Annotated in this window: 14 protein-coding genes; 13 read left to right on the forward strand and 1 reads right to left on the reverse strand. The window is 66.3% G+C overall.

Going from position 1 to position 16889, the window contains the following annotated elements; all coding sequences use genetic code 11:
• Positions 1-2 precede the first annotated feature (2 nt).
• The 4 genes from hutI (at position 3) to VVS03_RS03990 (ending at position 4516) form a co-directional block, all read left to right on the forward strand.
• On the forward strand, positions 3-1202 hold the full coding sequence (gene hutI, locus VVS03_RS03975) for an imidazolonepropionase (RefSeq protein WP_368521050.1): 1200 nt from the start codon (positions 3-5) through the stop codon (positions 1200-1202).
• Between the two features lie 75 nt (positions 1203-1277).
• The gene (locus VVS03_RS03980; protein ID WP_368519633.1) at positions 1278-3251 is read left to right on the forward strand and encodes a DEAD/DEAH box helicase; all 1974 of its coding nucleotides are present in this window, start codon (positions 1278-1280) and stop codon (positions 3249-3251) included.
• Positions 3252-3313: 62 nt separating this feature from the next.
• Positions 3314-3952, forward strand: coding sequence for an HNH endonuclease family protein (locus tag VVS03_RS03985; protein ID WP_368534104.1), 639 nt, complete (start codon positions 3314-3316; stop codon positions 3950-3952).
• A gap of 120 nt (positions 3953-4072) precedes the next feature.
• Positions 4073-4516 carry a DUF2269 domain-containing protein gene (locus VVS03_RS03990; RefSeq protein WP_368519635.1) on the forward strand — a complete coding sequence of 148 codons (444 nt, stop codon included), beginning with the start codon at positions 4073-4075 and terminating at the stop codon, positions 4514-4516.
• A 111-nt stretch (positions 4517-4627) separates the two neighbouring features.
• On the opposite strand, the gene putP is transcribed toward VVS03_RS03990, so the two are convergent.
• Positions 4628-6193, reverse strand: a complete 1566-nt coding sequence (gene putP / locus VVS03_RS03995) for a sodium/proline symporter PutP (protein ID WP_368519636.1) — start codon at positions 6191-6193, stop codon at positions 4628-4630.
• Between the two features lie 453 nt (positions 6194-6646).
• Here putP and VVS03_RS04000 point away from each other — a divergent pair, with 453 nt between their 5' ends.
• From VVS03_RS04000 to VVS03_RS04040, 9 genes are all read left to right on the forward strand, one after another.
• Positions 6647-9736, forward strand: coding sequence for a DEAD/DEAH box helicase (locus tag VVS03_RS04000; RefSeq protein WP_368519637.1), 3090 nt, complete (start codon positions 6647-6649; stop codon positions 9734-9736).
• A 12-nt stretch (positions 9737-9748) separates the two neighbouring features.
• A complete protein-coding gene (locus VVS03_RS04005) occupies positions 9749-10582 on the forward strand; it encodes a hypothetical protein (protein ID WP_368521051.1) in 834 nt (277 codons plus the stop codon).
• 65 nt (positions 10583-10647) lie between these two features.
• Entirely contained in the window at positions 10648-11805 is a 1158-nt protein-coding gene (locus tag VVS03_RS04010; protein WP_368519639.1) for an exonuclease SbcCD subunit D, read from the forward strand.
• The gene (locus VVS03_RS04015) at positions 11805-14480 is read left to right on the forward strand and encodes an AAA family ATPase (protein ID WP_368519640.1); all 2676 of its coding nucleotides are present in this window, start codon (positions 11805-11807) and stop codon (positions 14478-14480) included. The genes VVS03_RS04010 and VVS03_RS04015 overlap by 1 nt, the downstream gene beginning before the upstream one ends.
• Positions 14481-14484: 4 nt before the next feature.
• Complete coding sequence (locus VVS03_RS04020; RefSeq protein ID WP_368519641.1) at positions 14485-15003, forward strand: MarR family winged helix-turn-helix transcriptional regulator; 519 nt, start codon at positions 14485-14487, stop codon at positions 15001-15003.
• 30 nt (positions 15004-15033) lie between these two features.
• Positions 15034-15543: a MarR family winged helix-turn-helix transcriptional regulator gene (locus tag VVS03_RS04025; RefSeq protein ID WP_368519642.1), complete on the forward strand. Its 510-nt coding sequence runs from the start codon at positions 15034-15036 to the stop codon at positions 15541-15543.
• 5 nt (positions 15544-15548) lie between these two features.
• Positions 15549-15848: a molecular chaperone GrpE gene (locus tag VVS03_RS04030; RefSeq protein WP_368521052.1), complete on the forward strand. Its 300-nt coding sequence runs from the start codon at positions 15549-15551 to the stop codon at positions 15846-15848.
• A gap of 113 nt (positions 15849-15961) precedes the next feature.
• Positions 15962-16135 (forward strand): hypothetical protein, encoded by a 174-nt coding sequence (locus VVS03_RS04035; RefSeq protein ID WP_368519644.1) that lies wholly within the window; start codon positions 15962-15964, stop codon positions 16133-16135.
• Positions 16136-16213: 78 nt separating this feature from the next.
• On the forward strand, positions 16214-16855 hold the full coding sequence (locus tag VVS03_RS04040; RefSeq protein WP_368519645.1) for an N-acetyltransferase family protein: 642 nt from the start codon (positions 16214-16216) through the stop codon (positions 16853-16855).
• Positions 16856-16889: the final 34 nt, after the last annotated feature.

The raw sequence follows: 16889 nt of genomic DNA on the forward strand, positions 1-16889 counted from the left end.
GCATGACCAAGGTATTCCGCAATATTTCCGAGCTCCGCACGGTAGCCGAAGCTGGCACCATTACCGACGCCGCGCTGGTGTCTGACGACGCCGGCACCATCGCCTGGGTCGGCCCCGCGGCCGAGTTGCCCGGAGAATACGCAGACGCCGAGACCGTCGACCTGGGCGGGCGGGCCGTGCTGCCCGGCTGGGTGGACTCCCACACCCACATGGTCTTCGACGGCAACCGCGCCGAGGAATTCGAGGCCCGGATGGCCGGCGGCGACTACGCGGCCGGCGGAATCGCGGTGACCATGGAGGCCACCCGCTCGGCCGGCGCGGAGCGGCTGAGCCAGTTGGTCCGCGAGCGCGTGGCCGCCGGGCACGCGGGCGGCACCACGACGTTCGAGACCAAGACCGGCTACGGCCTGGACGTGGATTCTGAGGTCGAGGCCGCCCGGGTGGCTAGCCAGTACGTCGACGAAGTGACCTTCCTCGGCGCGCACCTGGTGCCGCCGGGGCAGGAGGCCGAGGCCTACGTCGAGCAGGTCGTCGGGCCGATGCTAGATAAGGTTGCGCCCTATGCCGGCTGGATCGACGTCTTCTGCGAGCGCGGCGCCTTCAACGAGGAACAGTCCCGCCGGGTCCTGGAGGCCGGCCGCGACGCCGGGCTGGGCCTGCGCGTGCACGGCAACCAGCTGGGGGAGGGCCCGGGCGTGGCGCTGGCCGTCGAGCTCGGCGCCGCCTCCGTCGACCACGTCAACTACCTAAGCGACGACGATATTGCGCGCCTGGCGGATTCGGAGACCGTCGCGACCATGCTGCCGGCCTGCGATCTGTCCACCCGGCAGCCGCTCGCGCCGGGCCGCAAGCTCATCGACGCTGGCGTGACCGTCGCGATTGCCTCCAACCTGAACCCGGGCACCAGCTACACCTCCTCGATGAATTTCTGCGTGACCACGGCGGTGCTCCAGCAGCACCTAAGCCTGGACGAGGCCATCGCCGCGGCCACCCTGGGCGGGGCGAAGGCGCTGCGCCGGCAGGCGGTCTCGGGAGGCAAGGACGCCGCCGGTCGCCCGGCCAAGGGCCAGCTGGTGGTCGGCGCGGCCGCGGACTTGCACGTCCTGACCGCGGAAAACGCCATTAATCTGGCGTACCGCCCGGGCATGCCGGCCACGTGGCGCACCTATGTCGGCGGGGAATTGGCCGCCGAGAATAACTAGCCCCACCGGCGGCAACGCGCCGGGGGCTTGCCCCAATGGTGTTTGCCCGCCCATTAGCGTAATGTTGGGCGGGCAATGAGCATTACCGATAACGCCACCGGCGGCGTCAACGAGCCGGAAGAATTTTCTCAACAGTCGGAATCTCAGGACAACGCGCAAGGTGTGGCAGCAGAGGCTGCGAAGAACACCGGGGCTGCGCAAGCTTCTGAGGGCGCCGGCGCCGAATCCCAGGATTCGGCCAAAGACAACTCCCAGGGGTTTGACGGCCTAGGCCTGCCAAGCGAAGTGCTTGACGCCGTGGCCAGCGTTGGTTTCACCACCCCTTCGCCAATCCAAGCGGAAACCATCCCGATCTTGATGGAAGGCCGCGACGTGGTCGGCCTCGCCCAGACCGGTACCGGCAAGACGGCGGCCTTCGCGCTGCCGATCCTCGCCCGCATCGACGAGCAGGCCCGCCACCCGCAGGCCCTCGTGCTCGCGCCGACGCGCGAGCTGGCCCTGCAGGTTGCCGATTCCTTCCAGTCCTTCGCGGATCACCTGGGCAACATCGAGGTCCTGCCGATCTACGGCGGTCAGGCCTACGGCATCCAGCTGTCCGGCCTGCGCCGCGGCGCCCAGATCATCGTCGGCACCCCGGGCCGTGTCATCGACCACCTGGAGAAGGGCTCGCTGGACCTGTCCCAGCTGCGCTTCCTGGTCCTCGACGAGGCCGACGAGATGCTGAACATGGGCTTCCAGGAAGACGTCGAGCGCATCCTGGAAGACACCCCGGACAACAAACAGGTCGCGCTGTTCTCGGCCACCATGCCCAACAGCATCCGCCGCCTGTCCAAGCAGTACCTGGATAACCCGGCCGAGGTGACCGTCAAGTCCGAGCGCCGCACCAACGACAACATCAAGCAGCGCTTCCTGCTGACCCCGCACCGCGCGAAGATGGACGCGTTCACCCGGATCCTCGAGGTCACGGACTACGACGCCATCATCGTCTTCTGCCGGACCAAGCACGAGACCGAAGAGGTCGCCGAAAAGCTGTCCGATGCCGGCTATTCCGCCGCCGCCATCAACGGCGACATCGCGCAGAACCAGCGCGAGCGCACCGTGGATCAGCTCAAGGACGGCCGCCTGGACATCCTGGTGGCTACCGACGTGGCCGCCCGCGGCCTGGACGTCGAGCGCATCACCCACGTGGTCAACTACGACATCCCGAACGACACCGAGTCTTACGTGCACCGCATCGGCCGCACCGGCCGTGCCGGCCGCACCGGCGAGGCCATCCTGTTCGTCACCCCGCGCGAGCGGCGCATGCTGCGCTCCATCGAGCGGGTGACCAACGCCCGCCTGGAGGAGATGGAGCTGCCGACCGTCGACGAGGTCAACGTCAAGCGCAAGGAGAAGTTCGCGCAGTCCATCACGGAGACCCTGGGCGACAAGCAGATGGAGCTCTTCCGCGGCCTGGTCCGCAAGTACTCCGAGGTCAACAACGTCGGCATGGACGACATCGCCGCTTCCCTGGCCGTGCAGCTGCAGGCCGGCTCCGACTTCCTGATGAAGGAACAGCCGGTGAGCAAGAAGGACAAGCGCGACAAGGAGCGCTTCCGCCGCGACGATCGTGGCGACCGCGGCGACAAGCGCGGCGGCCGCTTTAGGGATCGCGACCGGGACCGCGACCGCGGGCCGAAGCGCCCGGACGGCGACTTCGAGACCTACCGCCTGGACGTCGGCAAGCGCCAGAACGTCCGCCCGGGTGCCATCGTGGGCGCCATCGCCAACGAGGGCGGCCTGTCGTCGAAGGACTTCGGCCGTATCACCATCGCGGTGGGCCACACCTTGGTCGACCTGCCGAAGAACTTGGACCCGGCCGTGCTGGATCGGTTGAAGGACACCCGTATTTCCGGGCAGCTCATCAACATCCAGAAGGACACTGGGCGCCCGCCGCGCCGCGGCTTCCACCGCGACGATAACCGCGACAACCGCGATAACCGCGGGGGCCGCCGCCGCGAGGGTGGCCGCCGGGGCGACAAGGGCGGTCGCGGCCGCTGGCGCGACTAGTGCGCTGACCGGCCCTAAGCCAGCTAAGGAACCACAGGAAACCTGGCGCAGTCTATAAAGGCATGCGCCAACGCTTCCTGTGGTTTCTTTGTCTGTGCACCCTGCTCTATCTCTGCGGGCAGGTGGCCCCTTACCTACAGCCGGAGGAAGACGACGGTCTCCCAGAACTGGGCGCCAGCCTGGAGCGGGTGGAGCCGGTCGAGCAGCGCCAGCGCGTGCTGGGCTACGAGCGCGAGGCCTTCGGCGCCGGGTGGGGCCCGGCCCCAAGCTCGGCGTGCACCACCCGGGAGGTCGCCATTATGGAACAGGCCATGCAGCTGCGCCGCAGCGGGGCGTGCGGGATTAGCCGCGGCAGCCTCTACGACCCCTACGCCGGGGAGGAGGTGCCCCTGCGCCGCGGCGACGTCCCGGTGGAGGTAGACCACGTCTTCCCGCTCTCTGCCGCGTGGGATCTGGGCGCGCACAGCTGGTCGGCGCAGCGGCGGCAGGATTTCGCTAATGATCCGCTCAACCTGGTGGTGACCCGGGACGAGGTCAACCGCGACAAGTCCGACGACCTGCCGGCCCGGTGGCTGCCGCCGGCGGTGGGGCAGCGTTGCTGGTACGTGCGGCGGCTGGCGGCCGTCGCCGCGAAATACGGCCTGCCCCTGCCGCGGCGGGACGTAAAGGTCATGCGGGCGCAGTGCCGGTTGATCATTTGACCCGAATTAACGATAGGGTTAACTGCGGAAGCCGTGTCCCATGCACGGTGATTTTCCTATGAGCGGCGCTTTTACTTAGCCGTCGCAAAAACCCGTGAGAAAGGTTCTGGAGCAACTTTTATGACTTCTTTGTTCATCGCCGCGCACGTGATTGCCGCGATTTTGCTGTTGGGCCCGGTCACCGTGGCGACGTCGCAGTTCGGCCCGCAGATGCTGAAGGCCGCCGAGGGCGACGACAAGGCGCTTGGCGCCACGCGTACCCTGCACAACATCACTAATTCCTACGGCTATATCTCCGCGATCGTGCCGATTTTGGGTATCGCCGTCTTCCTGATGGATATGTCCACCTACGGCACCCAGGGGCAGTTCCACGCGTCCATCCTGCTGGCGATTATCGCCTGGGCGCTGCTGTTCTTCCTCATCATCCCGCGCCAGAAGAAGGCCATGGCCGCCCTAGCCGGTGAGGGCACCACCGATTTCGCCAAGGACAAGAAGCAGCTGGCCATGTTCAGCGGCATCTTCAACCTGCTGTGGGTTGTTATCGCCATCCTGATGTTCCTGTAGACGCCACGGGGCATCGGCAAGCAAAAACCCGCCTCCCGGACCGCGCAAGAACGCGGCGGGGAAGGCGGGATTTTTCTTATCTTAGGAGGGCGCCGTGCGGGCTAGGCGGAACTAGTCCTTGACCTGCTTGGCAGCGTCCTCGAAGGCCATCTCGTCGTCCTTGGAGACGATCTTGACCAGGTCCTCGACCTGGGCGAACTCGTCCTGGACCTCCTTGGGCGGCTGCTTGGTCGCCAGGGAGACCACGACGGTCACGAGGAGCGAGAGGGCGAAGCCCGGGACGATCTCGTAGATGGTCTCGGTCAGCGCCGGGACGTTGCCCCAGATGATGGTGGTCAGTGCACCGACAATCATGCCGGCGATGGCGCCGGTGGAGTTGAGTCGCTTCCAGTACAGGGACAGCAGGACCAGCGGGCCGAAGGCGGCACCGAAGCCGGCCCAGGCGAAGCCGACCAGACCCAGGATGGAATCCGACGGGTTGATGGCCAGCAGGGCGGCCACGACGGCCACGGCCACGACCGCGGTACGCGACAGGTTGATGAGCAGATCCTCGGAGAGGTTCTTCTTGGAGAAGATCTTCCACAGGTCCTCGATGAGCGAGCTGGCCACGACCAGCAGCTGGGAGGACATGGTGGACATGATGGCGGCCAGAACCGCGGTCAGCACCAGGCCGGCCGGCAGCGGGTGGAACATGACCTGCGCCATGTCCAGGAAGACGGTCTCGTAGTTCTCCTGGTCCGTGATGGAGTAGTCGTTCTGGGTGAAAAAGACCGTGGCGGACAGTGCCACGAAGATGGCGCCGAGCACGGACAGGCCCATCCAGGTCACCCCGTAGAAACGGCCCTGGCGGGCATCGGAGGGCTTGCGCAGTGCCATGAAGCGCACGATGACGTGCGGCTGACCGAAGTAGCCCAGGCCCCAGGCGATATTGCCGATAACCACGCCGGCGGTCACGCCGGAGACGAGGGAGAAGTAGTTCGGGTTCTCCAGCACGCCGTTGGTGGCGTAGGGGTTCTCTGCGGCGAAGGAGAAGATGTCCGACGGGTTATCCAGGGAGATGATGGCCATGACCGGCACGATGATGAGCGAGCAGAACATCAGCAGGCCCTGGACGACGTCCGTGTAGGACACGGCGAGGAAGCCGCCGACGAAGGTGTAGGCGACGGTGACCGCGGCGATGATCAGCATGCCGGTCAGGTAGTCGCCGCCGAAGGTGGACTCGAAATAGCGGCCGCCGGAGACCATGCCGGAGGAGACGTAGAAGGTGAAGAAGAAGATGATGACCAGCGCGGCGATAATCCGCAGCAGGCGGGACTTGTCGCGCAGGCGGTTTTCGAAGAAGGACGGGATGGTGATGGAGTTCCCGGCCACCTCCGAGTAGGCGCGCAGACGCGGGGCAACCCACTTCCAGTTAGCCCAGGCGCCGCAGGTCAGGCCGATGGCGATCCAGACCTCGGACATGCCGGTCAGGAAGAGGGCGCCGGGCAGGCCCATGAGCAGCCAGCCGGACATATCAGAGGCGCCCGCAGACAGGGCCGCTACGAAGGGGTGCAGCCCACGGCCGCCCAGAACGTAGTCGTCGTATTGATCGGTTTGCTTGTAGCTCCAGTAACCGATGGCGAGCATCGCGAACAGATAAATAATGATCGCGATGACATACCAGGTTGAGGTATCCACGAAGGCTCCTTGCAGTAATTGATGTGTAAAAACAGTGCGCCGCCCGGGCGCGATAAAGCTCAAGCGGCCCAGGGGCGGGAAATAACGGTTGCCTACAGAGTCTTTTCCCAGGTGGTGCCGTGGGAATATGACCTGCGGAACATAACAAGGGTAACGAGACTCACAGAACTGCCCAAGCTATGAAACACGGCGTCACAGGTGCGTGGCAGGCTTTTGTGAAGCAATGAGGAGGTTCACCACTGTTTATAACGAGACGGTAACAATCCCAGGTGACAGGCGTTCCGGCGTCGTTTGCGCGAAAAAGCGCCGTTTCCTCCCCTCAAAGGAGGGTAGGCATCCACGCTGGCCAGCGGCCTAGGCGGCCGGCCGGCAGGGTCGGACGGGTCGGGGAGAGCAATCTTTGACGCAGGCAGAAAAAGTCGCGTGTCGGCCATCGGTGTTAGACTATTCGGCATGTCTGGATACCTTCTGCACGGCCTCTGGCTGCCTGTGTCTGGGTTTAGCCTGTGGGTCGAACAGGTGGAGGGGCACAAGATTGTCACGCCCGCCTCCGTGCCGGAAGGGACCTTTCCAGAAGCGGTCGAGAGCCTGCTTGCCAAGAAGTCTTTCCGCAACCGGGCCCGTGTCTCCCTGCGCACGCCGAAGGGCAAGGACGTCTCGCTCATGGCGCCGATGGCTATGTTCGGCCCGCAGGACGCCATCGTCGCGCTGTCCCAGCTGTCCTTCCTGGACGAGCGGACCCCGGCGGCCACCGCCGAACAACGCGCCTCCATTGCCCCCGATCTCTATTGGCTCATCCGGACCTACCGCGGGCTGACCAAGTTCGTGCGCGCCGGGCGTGTGACCATCCGCCTGTCCTACCAGGCGGGCGAGTGGTTCCCCATGTGGCAGCTGGCCGCCGGGCTGGGGGAGCGCGGCTGGCTGGCGGAGATGATCGCCGCGGCGCCGGGGATCTTGACCATCAACAACCGATCGCTGTCGGACGATCTCATCGACGAGCTCACCCACTGGATCGCCTTCATGGAGCTCAAAGACCTGCTCCACACGCCGCGGCCGTACCCCTGGCACGATTTCGCGCAGGCCATGCTGACCACCTCGCCCATCAAGCGGGGCCGGGCGCAGCTGCTGCGGGGCCTCAACGAGTGGAAGGATTCGATCGCCTCGGTCGATCTGCAGCTGGTCATCATCGTCGAGGAACCCGGGGAGGAGGAGACCTCTCTGGATCCTTCCCAGGCGGTGTGGCCGGTGCGCCTGCGGGTGCGTTCCGGTACAGACTCGCCGCAGCCCATCCGCGTCGACCAGCTCGACGCCCGTTCGGTGGAGAAGCTGCGCGACTCGCAGCGCCGCGCCATCGGCATCGCCCCGGCGCTCAACCCCAGCTCCTCGCGGCCGGCACCCCGCTGGTACGACAACGCCGGGGACTGGGACGTCTACCTGAGTACGGACGCGCTGGTGCAGTTCATCGGCAGCGACGTCTCCGCGCTCAAGGCCGCCGGCTTCACGGTGATGCTGCCCAAGGCCTGGGCGCAGGCGGAGACCAAGGCCCAGCTGGAGACCCGCGAGGTCACCGACCCGGCCGTGGCGGCCACCAAGTCGCAGGTGGGCCTGGAGAAACTGGTCGAATACGACTGGCATATCTCCGTCGGCGACGTGCAGCTGAGCGAACAGGAAATGGAGGAGCTGGTCAACTCCAAGTCGGGGCTCATCCGCCTGCGCGGCGAGTGGGTCATGGCGGATACGCAGGCGCTTAGCCGTATTACCGACTACATGGATAAGCTCAACCAGACCGCCTACAAGCGCCGGAAGAAGCAGCTGGAGGCGGCCGCCAAAGAAGCCGAGCGCGCCCGGGTGCTGGAGACGCCGGGCTGGGAGCAGCTGGTCGCGGACGTGGAACGCCAGCTGGCCGAGTTCAACCAGGCCGACAAGGACACGGACGAGTTCGGCGAGGTGACCATCGCCGAGCTGCGCCAGCTGGCCCTGGAATCCATGGCCAACGAACCGATCGAGTTCACCGGCTCCAAGTGGTTCAACAGCCTGCTGGGCGGCATGGACACCGTCGCCCCGCAGCGCGTCGCGGTGCCGGATACCGTGCACGCGGAGCTGCGCGAATACCAGCGCCGCGGCGTCGACTGGCTCTACTGGATGTCGCAGAACAACATCGGCGCCGTGCTGGCCGACGACATGGGCCTGGGCAAGACCCTGCAGCTGCTGACCCTGCTGGCCGTGGAAAAGGACAAGGCCGCTGAGGAAGGCAAGGAACTCGGCCCGACGCTGGTGGTCGCGCCGACTTCCGTGGTGGGCAACTGGGCGCGGGAGGCCGCGCGCTTCGTCCCGGATTTCACGGTCTTGGTCCAGCACGGCTCCGGCCGCTTAAAGGACAAGGCGCTGCTGACCGCAGCTGCCGATGCCGACTTGGTCATTACCTCCTACGGCACCGTCGGGCGCGATTTCAAGCAGCTCGGCCTAGCCGAGTGGGACCGCGTCGTGCTGGACGAGGCGCAGGCGATCAAGAACTCCGCGACCCGCAGCTCCCGGGCGGTGCGCTCCCTGCCGTCGCGCCACCGCATTGCGCTGACCGGCACGCCGGTGGAAAACCGCCTGTCGGAGATGCGCTCCATCCTGGACTTCTGCAACCCCGGCATCCTGGGGTCTACCAGCTTCTTCCGCAACCACTTCGCCAAGGCCATCGAGCGGGAGCAGGACCCCACCATGACCGAGCGCCTGCGCCTACTCACCGCGCCGTTTATCATGCGCCGGCTGAAGACGGACCCGAAGATCATCGACGACCTGCCGGAGAAGTCCGAGCAGATCCTCACCGTATCCATGACCGCCGAGCAGGCCTCGCTCTACAAGGCCTTCGTGGACGACGTCCAGGTCCAACTCGAGCAGCGCCAGGGCATGGCCCGCCGCGGGCTGGTGCTCTCCTCGCTGACCCGCATCAAGCAGATCTGCAACCACCCGGCCCACTTCCTGGGCGACGGCTCGCCCGTGACCATTAAGGGCAAGCACCGCTCCGGCAAGGTCGCCGAGCTGATGCGGATCGTCGACGAGTCGATCCAGGCCGGCGAACGCCTGCTGGTGTTTACCCAGTACCGCGCCTTCGGCGATATCTTGCAGCCCTACCTGAGCGAGCAGTTGGGGCGCGATATCCCGTTCCTGCACGGCGGGGTCACCAAGAACAAGCGCGATCAGATGGTCGAGGACTTCCAGGATCCGGACGGACCGCCGGCGATGATCCTGTCGCTGAAGGCCGGCGGCACGGGCCTGAACCTGACCGCCGCCAACGTCGTGGTGCACATGGACCGCTGGTGGAACCCGGCGGTGGAAAACCAGGCCACGGACCGCGCCTTCCGCATCGGCCAGCGCAAAAACGTCCAGGTCTACAAGATGATCACCGCCGGCACCCTGGAGGAGAGCATCCAGGATATCCTGGACGGCAAGACCACCCTGGCCGGCTCCGTCGTCGGCGAGGGCGAAGGCTGGCTCACCGAGCTGGATCCGGAGCAGCTGGCCTCCCTGATGAGCTACCGGGGCAGAGAGTAGGAGGAGTCGGTCATGAGCGTGTCTAAAGACAATGTCATCTACGCGAACTTCGGGACCCGCAAGCGCGTGACCTCCGCGGAGGAGACCAACAAGGTCACCCGCAGCGGGGCTACCGGGCCCGTGTTGTCTCCGGCGGCCCAGCGCGTCTGGTCCGTTATCAGCAAGGCCACCGACGACGGCCGCCTGACCCGCGGGCGCCAGTACGCGCGCGCCGGGCACGTGGTGGGCCTCGACGTGCGCAACGGCGCCATCCACGGCCGGGTCGCCGGCTCCCAAAACGAGCCCTTCACGGTCCTCATTCAGCTGCCGTACCGCTCCAACGACGACCTAGCGCGCATTAATGAGCTGCTGGCGCGCACCCCGAACGCCCTGCGCAACGCCCACGAGGGGCACCTAAGCGAGGAGGTCCTCGACCTGCTTTTTGCCCCCACGGCCGACGACCTGCGGCTGAGCTGCTCCTGTCCGGATTCTACCCCGGTCTGCAAGCACGTGGTGGCGGTGGCCGATCGCCTGGCCAGTCGTATCGACGCCGACGCGTCGGTGGTCTTCGCCTTCCGCGGCCTGAACTTCCTGACCCTGGAACAGGCGGTCCTGGAAGAATCGCAGGCCGCGTCCCAGGACGCCTTGGCTAACGATGCCGGCCTGACCAACGACGAGCGCAACGACCTGTTCTGGAAGGGCCGCCAGCTGCCGGACCTGCCGCGGCCGAAGGTCGCCCCGGCGCTGGAGGATTCCGACCCGGATTTGCTGCGCAAGGCCATGCGGGCGGTCTCGCACACCAACGTGGACTTGCTGCGCTCGATCTCCGATATCGAGGACATGTACCACCACCTGACCACCCGCTAGGGGATTAAACGGGTGTTCGATAATAGCTTCGGGCATGTGTCCGGTGGCTGTGTTAGACATGGGGTATGACTTCAACGACGTTCATCCACACCTCCGACCTGCAGATAGGGATGGAGCGTGGTTTCCTCGGAAGCGACGGCCAGGCCCGCTTTAACGCGGCCCGGCTGGCCAGCATTGACAAATTGGGAAAGCTCGCCGCCGAAGTGGGCGCCGAGTTCATCGTCGTAGCCGGGGACGTCTTCGAACATAACTCCCTGTCGCCGCAGACCACCGGTCGCGCCCGGGAGGCGCTGGCCAACCTGGACGTGCCGGTCTACCTGCTGCCCGGCAACCACGATCCGCTGGTGGCGGACTCGATCTTCTTTCGCACCCAGGCCGAAGGAATCCACGTCATCGCGGACTCGGAGCCCATCCCGGTCGCGGACGGCGTCGAGCTCGTCGGGGCCCCGTACCTGTCGAAGCGTTCCAATTACGATCTGGTCGCGGCCGCCCTCGAGCCCCTAGAGCCTACCGACACCATCCGGGTGGCCGTCGGGCACGGGCAGGTCGAATCTCGCACCTCAGAAGAGGACGCCGAGCTGATCGACCTCGCCCTGGTCGAGGAAAAGATCCGCGCCGGGGCCATCGACTACCTCGCGCTGGGGGATACCCACTCGGCCATGCCCCTGGGCAGCACCGGGGCGGTGTGGTTTTCCGGGGCGCCGGAAACCACCGCCTTCCACGAGGTGGAAAGCGACGCCGGCGAGAACAACTCGGGCAAGGCCCTGGCCGTGACCATCGAGAAGACCGCCGCGGGGCAGGCCTCGGTAACCGTGGAAGAGCACCAGCTGGGCGAGTGGCGCTTCGAGGCCTTGAGCGCCGAGCTGACCACCAGCCAGGACGTGGATCACTTCCTCGAAAGGCTCAAGGCCTACCCGCACAAGGACCGCACCGTCATCAAGTACGGCCTGCAGGGCACCCTGGGCATCCAGGACACTCAGCGCCTGCAGCACGAGTTGGAGGCTCTGGAGCCAGTCTTCGCCGACCTGCGCGAGCGCGCCCGGACCATGGACCTCCACCTCGCCCCCTCGGAGGAGGAGCTCGCGGACCTGGAGTTAAGCGGTTTCGCGGCCGGGGCGCTGGAAGAAATCATCACGGACATGGACGCGGATCCGGTGGCCCGGGACGCGGCGAATTTGTTGTTCCGGCTTTCCTCGCCGGACGCGCGGAAAGGGGCTAATTAATGCGGATTCACTCTCTCGAGCTGCGCAATGTGCGCGCCGTCGAACACCTGAAGCTGGAGGACCTTCCGGATCAGGGCGTGGTGGTCATCCACGGCGACAACGAGGCCGGCAAGTCCACCCTGGTCGAGGCCATCGGCGTGGTCCTCAAGCAGGCGCACAGCTCCCACGCAAAGAACACGGTGGGCGTCCTGCGCCCGGTGGGCAAGGACGCCTCGCCCGAAATCACCCTGGAGGCTACCGTGGGGCCGTACCGCTTCCGGATCTTCAAGCGGTGGTTCAGAAAGCAGGCCGCGGAGCTGACCGTTTTCTCGCCGCGCCCGGAAAACCACACCGGCCGCGCCGCGGATGCTCGCCTCAAGGAAATTCTGGACGAGCACCTCGACGACGACCTCTTAGACGCCCTGTTTCTCAAGCAGGACGACTTGGGCGCGGCGGTCGAAGCCGTCGGCATCTCCTCCCTGCGCAACGCCCTGGAGCAAAGCTCCGGCAGCCAGGCCCTCAGCGAGGGCCACGACTCCGGCCTGATGGACAGGGTGGAAGAAGAATACAAGCGCTATTTCACCGGCAAGAAGGGCGAGCCCACCGGCGAGTACAAGCGCGCGGGCAACGAGTTATCGGCCGCCCAGGACGCGGCGGAGCAGGCGCAGCGGGAGCTCACGGAGCTGGAAGGCTACGTGCGTGACTACGAGCGGGCGGTCGACCGGCGCGAGCAGGCTGCGCAGGAGCAAGGCTCCGCCCGAAGCGAGCTCGAGCAACGCACGGCCGAGCTGACCGCGGCCCAGCAAGCGCGCGCGGCCTTCCAGGCCAAGGACAAGGACTTCGTCCAAGCCCAGGAATCCCATCAGCGCGCGGGCGAAGATCTGCGCGGCCGCCAGGAGCTGGTCGAGGACCTCAAACGCAACCAGGAGCAGCTGCAGGCGGCGCGGGAGGATCTCGCCCCGGTCGTACAGCAGGCCGCCGAGGCAGATCAGCGCCTCGAGCAGGTGCGCCAGCGGGCCGCGGAGGCGGCCAAGGTCGTTTCGGACGCGCGGCAGCGGCGCAAGGACGCCGCGGGTGCCCACAAGCTCGTCGTGGATAGAAACCGCTTGGCCAAGCTGGACAGCCTGCTGGGCCGCATCGACGAAGTCTCCGAAAAGCTGGGGGCGGTGCGCCAGGAAATCGCCGCGCGCGAGCACACGGTCACCGAGAAACAGCTGGCGGACATCGACCAGCTGGCCCAAGACGTGCAGCTGCACCAGCGTCTGCAGGAAGCCGCCCAGTCGAAGCTGTTTTTTAGCTCCGCATCCGGCGAGGAGATTACCGTTGACGGGCAGTCCTATGCCCTAGAGGCGGGAGGCGAAGAGCTCGAAGTCCCCGTCGCAGACGGCACCGAACTGGTCATTGGCACGCTGTCGGCCCGGTTCGCCGCCGGCCAGATGGGGGAGAGCGTCCGCTCTGCGCGGGAGGAATACGCCCACGCGAAGCGCCGCTTGGAGGATCTGTTGGAATCTCTCGGCTGCGACGGGGCGGCGGAAGCCCGCGGTCTGCGGGAGGAGCAGGTCGAGCAGGACCAGCGGGCGGAGCGACTGCGCCACGAGTTGGATACGCTCGCCGCCGGCGACGACATCGAGCAACTGCGAGCCGAGCACCGCGCGCTGCAGGAATTTTTCGAAGGCGAACAGACAGAGGAATTGCCCGACGTCGACACCGCCGCCGCCACCCTGGCTGCGGCTGAGGAAGCGGAGGAGCAGGCCCAAACCGAGCAGGAGGAAGCCGCCGCGGCCGTCGCGCGCGAGGAGGAACTCAACCTCTCGGAGAAGTTGCTGCGCAGCCAAGTCAAGGTGGACAGCTTGCAGGAGGCTGTCGAGCGCGCCGAACAATCCCTGGCGCGCGCCCGTGGGCACCGCGGCGACGAGGAACTCGAGCAGGCGGTGGAGGCCGCCCAAGAAAGACTGGCGGCCGCCCAGGCAGCGCGCGCTAAGGCGCAGGCTGAGATGAATGCTGCGGATCCGGAACGCGCGGAGCAGCTGCATGCCGGCGCCCAAGCTCACCTGAAGTCGCTCGAGGAGACTTGGTCGCAGGCCGACCGGACCATCGCTACGCTTACCGGCTATATCGAGCGGGACCAGGGCAGCGCCGAGCGCGCGGAGAAGGCCCAGGCCCAGTTCGAGAACGCCCAGGACCGCTTCGATTCGTTGGACCGGCGCGCTAAGGCCGTGAAATACCTGCGCGAGGTGCTCCTACGGCACCGCGAGGAGGCCCGCCGCAAGTACTCGGCGCCGTTCGCCGATCGGCTCAGCCGCCTGGCCCGCCGAGTCTACGGCGGCGACGTCGAATTCCAGCTGAACGAAAAACTCGAAGTCACCCAGCGCACCCAGGACGACGTCACCATTGATTTGGGCGAGCTCTCCGGCGGCGCCCGCGAGCAGCTGGCCATCCTGACGCGGTTCGCCATCGCGGAGCTGGTGGAGGAATCCGCGGGCGGCGGGGATGAGGCCGGGGCCCGGCCGGTGCCGGTGGTCATCGACGACGCGCTGGGCTCGACGGACTCCGAGCGCATCCAGCTGATGTCCACGCTGTTTAGCGAGGTAGGCAAACGCGCCCAGGTCATCGTGTTGACCTGCATGCCGCAGCGCTATTCGCGCGTGCCGGGAAAGCTGGAACTAGATATCGAAGACCTCAAGCGGGCGGACTAGGACAATGGAGCAGGCCGGGCAGCAGGCGGAGGAAGCTGCGCGGCAGTCTGTCTACCACGGCTGGCTCGCCCCGGAAGAACAGCGCCTGTGGGAGCTGATGAACCTGGCCGCCCAGCGCGTCGAGGCGAAGCTGGACCAGGCGCTGGAGTCGTGCGGCTCGCTGACGCGGACCGAGTTCCACCTCTTGGCGGCGCTGGCGCGGGCACCCGGGTATACGCTGCGCTTGAAAGAACTGAGCGAGGCGCTGGACTGGGCGCACCCGCGGGTCTCTAAGCAAATCTCGCGCATGTCGCGGCGCGGCCTGGTCAGCAAATCGACTGACGGTAACGACCGGCGGGCGGTGCGCGCCCGGATAACCGAGGACGGCAAGGAGGAGCTGGGGCGCGCCGTTCCGGCCTATACCGCGCAGCTGCAGCGTACGATTTTCGATCGGCTTGCGCCCGGGGAGGCCGACGTCGTGCGGCGTTTACTGGCGAGCGTAGCCGAGGAAGGGCCGGATGTCTCCGCTGCAGCGGGCTGTTAACTCGGAGGTGGGATAGGGTACGTTGAGTCTATGACTAAGCAAACGCGTTGGCTTGACGATGGCGAGCAGGACCTCTGGCGAATGCTCCTAGACTCCATGCGGAAGATCGACCGGGGCATGGAAGACTCCCTGCTCTACGGCAGCGATCTTTCTCTGGCAGATTTTTCCATCCTGGTCCCGCTCTCCGAGGCCGATGGCGAGGCACTGCGGCTGCGCGATCTGTGCAAGAACCTGGGCTGGGATCGCTCCCGGGCCTCCCACCAGGTCAACCGGATGTCCAAACGCGGCCTGGTCACGAAGGGCAAGTGCGCTGGCGATGCCCGCGGCGTGCTCATCGAGCTCACCGACGAGGGGCGCCGCCGCCTGGAGCGCGCCGCGCCGGCCCACGTGGAATCCGTCCGCCGCCTGGTCTTCGACCACCTGTCGGACGCGGACCGCGCCGCCCTGCGGCGCTTCTGTGAGGGCGTACTCGCCGTCGACAACATCCCCGGCCAACCCGGGTTCGTCCCCGATGCCCGCCTGGGCGAGAAGGTAGAGTAAAGGCCATGATGGGCCAAGAGTTGTTCGAGCAACCGCACAAGCAATACGAGCAGTACCACCTCACCGCCTTCCCGGAAGAATCCGCCGCCTTAGGCGATCCGGAACAATTCCCGGACGGGGAGCCGACCGCCGAGCAGGCCGAGATCATGGAAAAGCTGTTGGAGGCGCACCCCGACGAGGCGCTGACCTTCGACGCGGCGACGGGCCTGTGGATTAGCGGCGCGGAGGCCGACGTCGAGGCGCTGTTTAGCGCGCGCGAGGAATTCGTCGCGGCGCTGGAGGAAGGCGTCGATCCCGAGGCCTAGCCTGGAAGGGTGTAGCACCCGCCGGGCAAAGTCGAAACTAGTACGTGGATACTGCTAAGATAGCTGTGGAATCGGGCCGGTCACGGCCAGTGGAGTCGAAAGGAAGCGAAGTAATGACTTCTCGTTTGGAGCAGGAAAAGCGCGAGGCAGAAGCTCGCGACCGCGGTGACGGCGTTGGCAAGGTCATCCTGGAGTGGATCCCGATGGGCATCATCATGATCGTCGTCATGGGCCTGCTGATGATCGGCATGCTCGCCCTGGAGCCGGGCCCGATGGAGCTTTTCTAATCCCGCATTGGCTTTCTTAAGCTCCCTGACCTAGGTGGTCAGGGAGCTTTTTGCATCTGCGGTGTTAGATTGGGGGATATGAATAATAAGTCAGCAGATGTAGAGATTCGACCCGCGCGCGAAGACGAGCTTCCCGCCGCCATCGAGGTCCTGGCCCACACCTTCGCCCAGGACCGCGCGGTGCGCTCCATCATGGCGCACACGGGCGGCCAGTACAACAACGTGGACTTTGCCCGCGCCATTTATGAAATCCAGGTCTACGGCCACTATTTCCCCAACGGGGAGGTGGACCTGGCCATCGACAACGGCGAAATCGTCGGCGTGGGCCTGTGGGCGCGTCCCAATAAGCAGATGTCGACGCCCAAGTTCATGGCGCTGCTGCCGAAGTACATCAACCTCTTCCGCCGCGCGGTGCCTTTCGTAGCCCGGCGGGAGGCGCGCACCGCCAGCGCCCACCCGGGGTTTGCCCACTGGTACCTCTTCGCCATCGCGGTGAGCTCCAGCGTCCAGGGCAAGGGGATTGGCTCCACGATGCTCAAGCACGGCCTGCGCCGCGCCGGCGATGCCCCGGTCTACCTGGAGGCCTCCACGCCGAAGTCCGCGGCGCTGTACCGCTCCCTGGGCTTCGTGGAGCTCGGCCCGATCGAGGTCGCCGGCGACAAGCTGGCCGACCCGCCGGAGGTCGCCATGTGGCGGCCGACCCCGCGGGAGGATGATTAGTCGCAGTACAAAGGGCCCGCACCCAGAACTTTGT

The organism is Corynebacterium sp. LK2537 (assembly GCF_040946485.1).
Lineage (GTDB): Bacteria > Actinomycetota > Actinomycetes > Mycobacteriales > Mycobacteriaceae > Corynebacterium.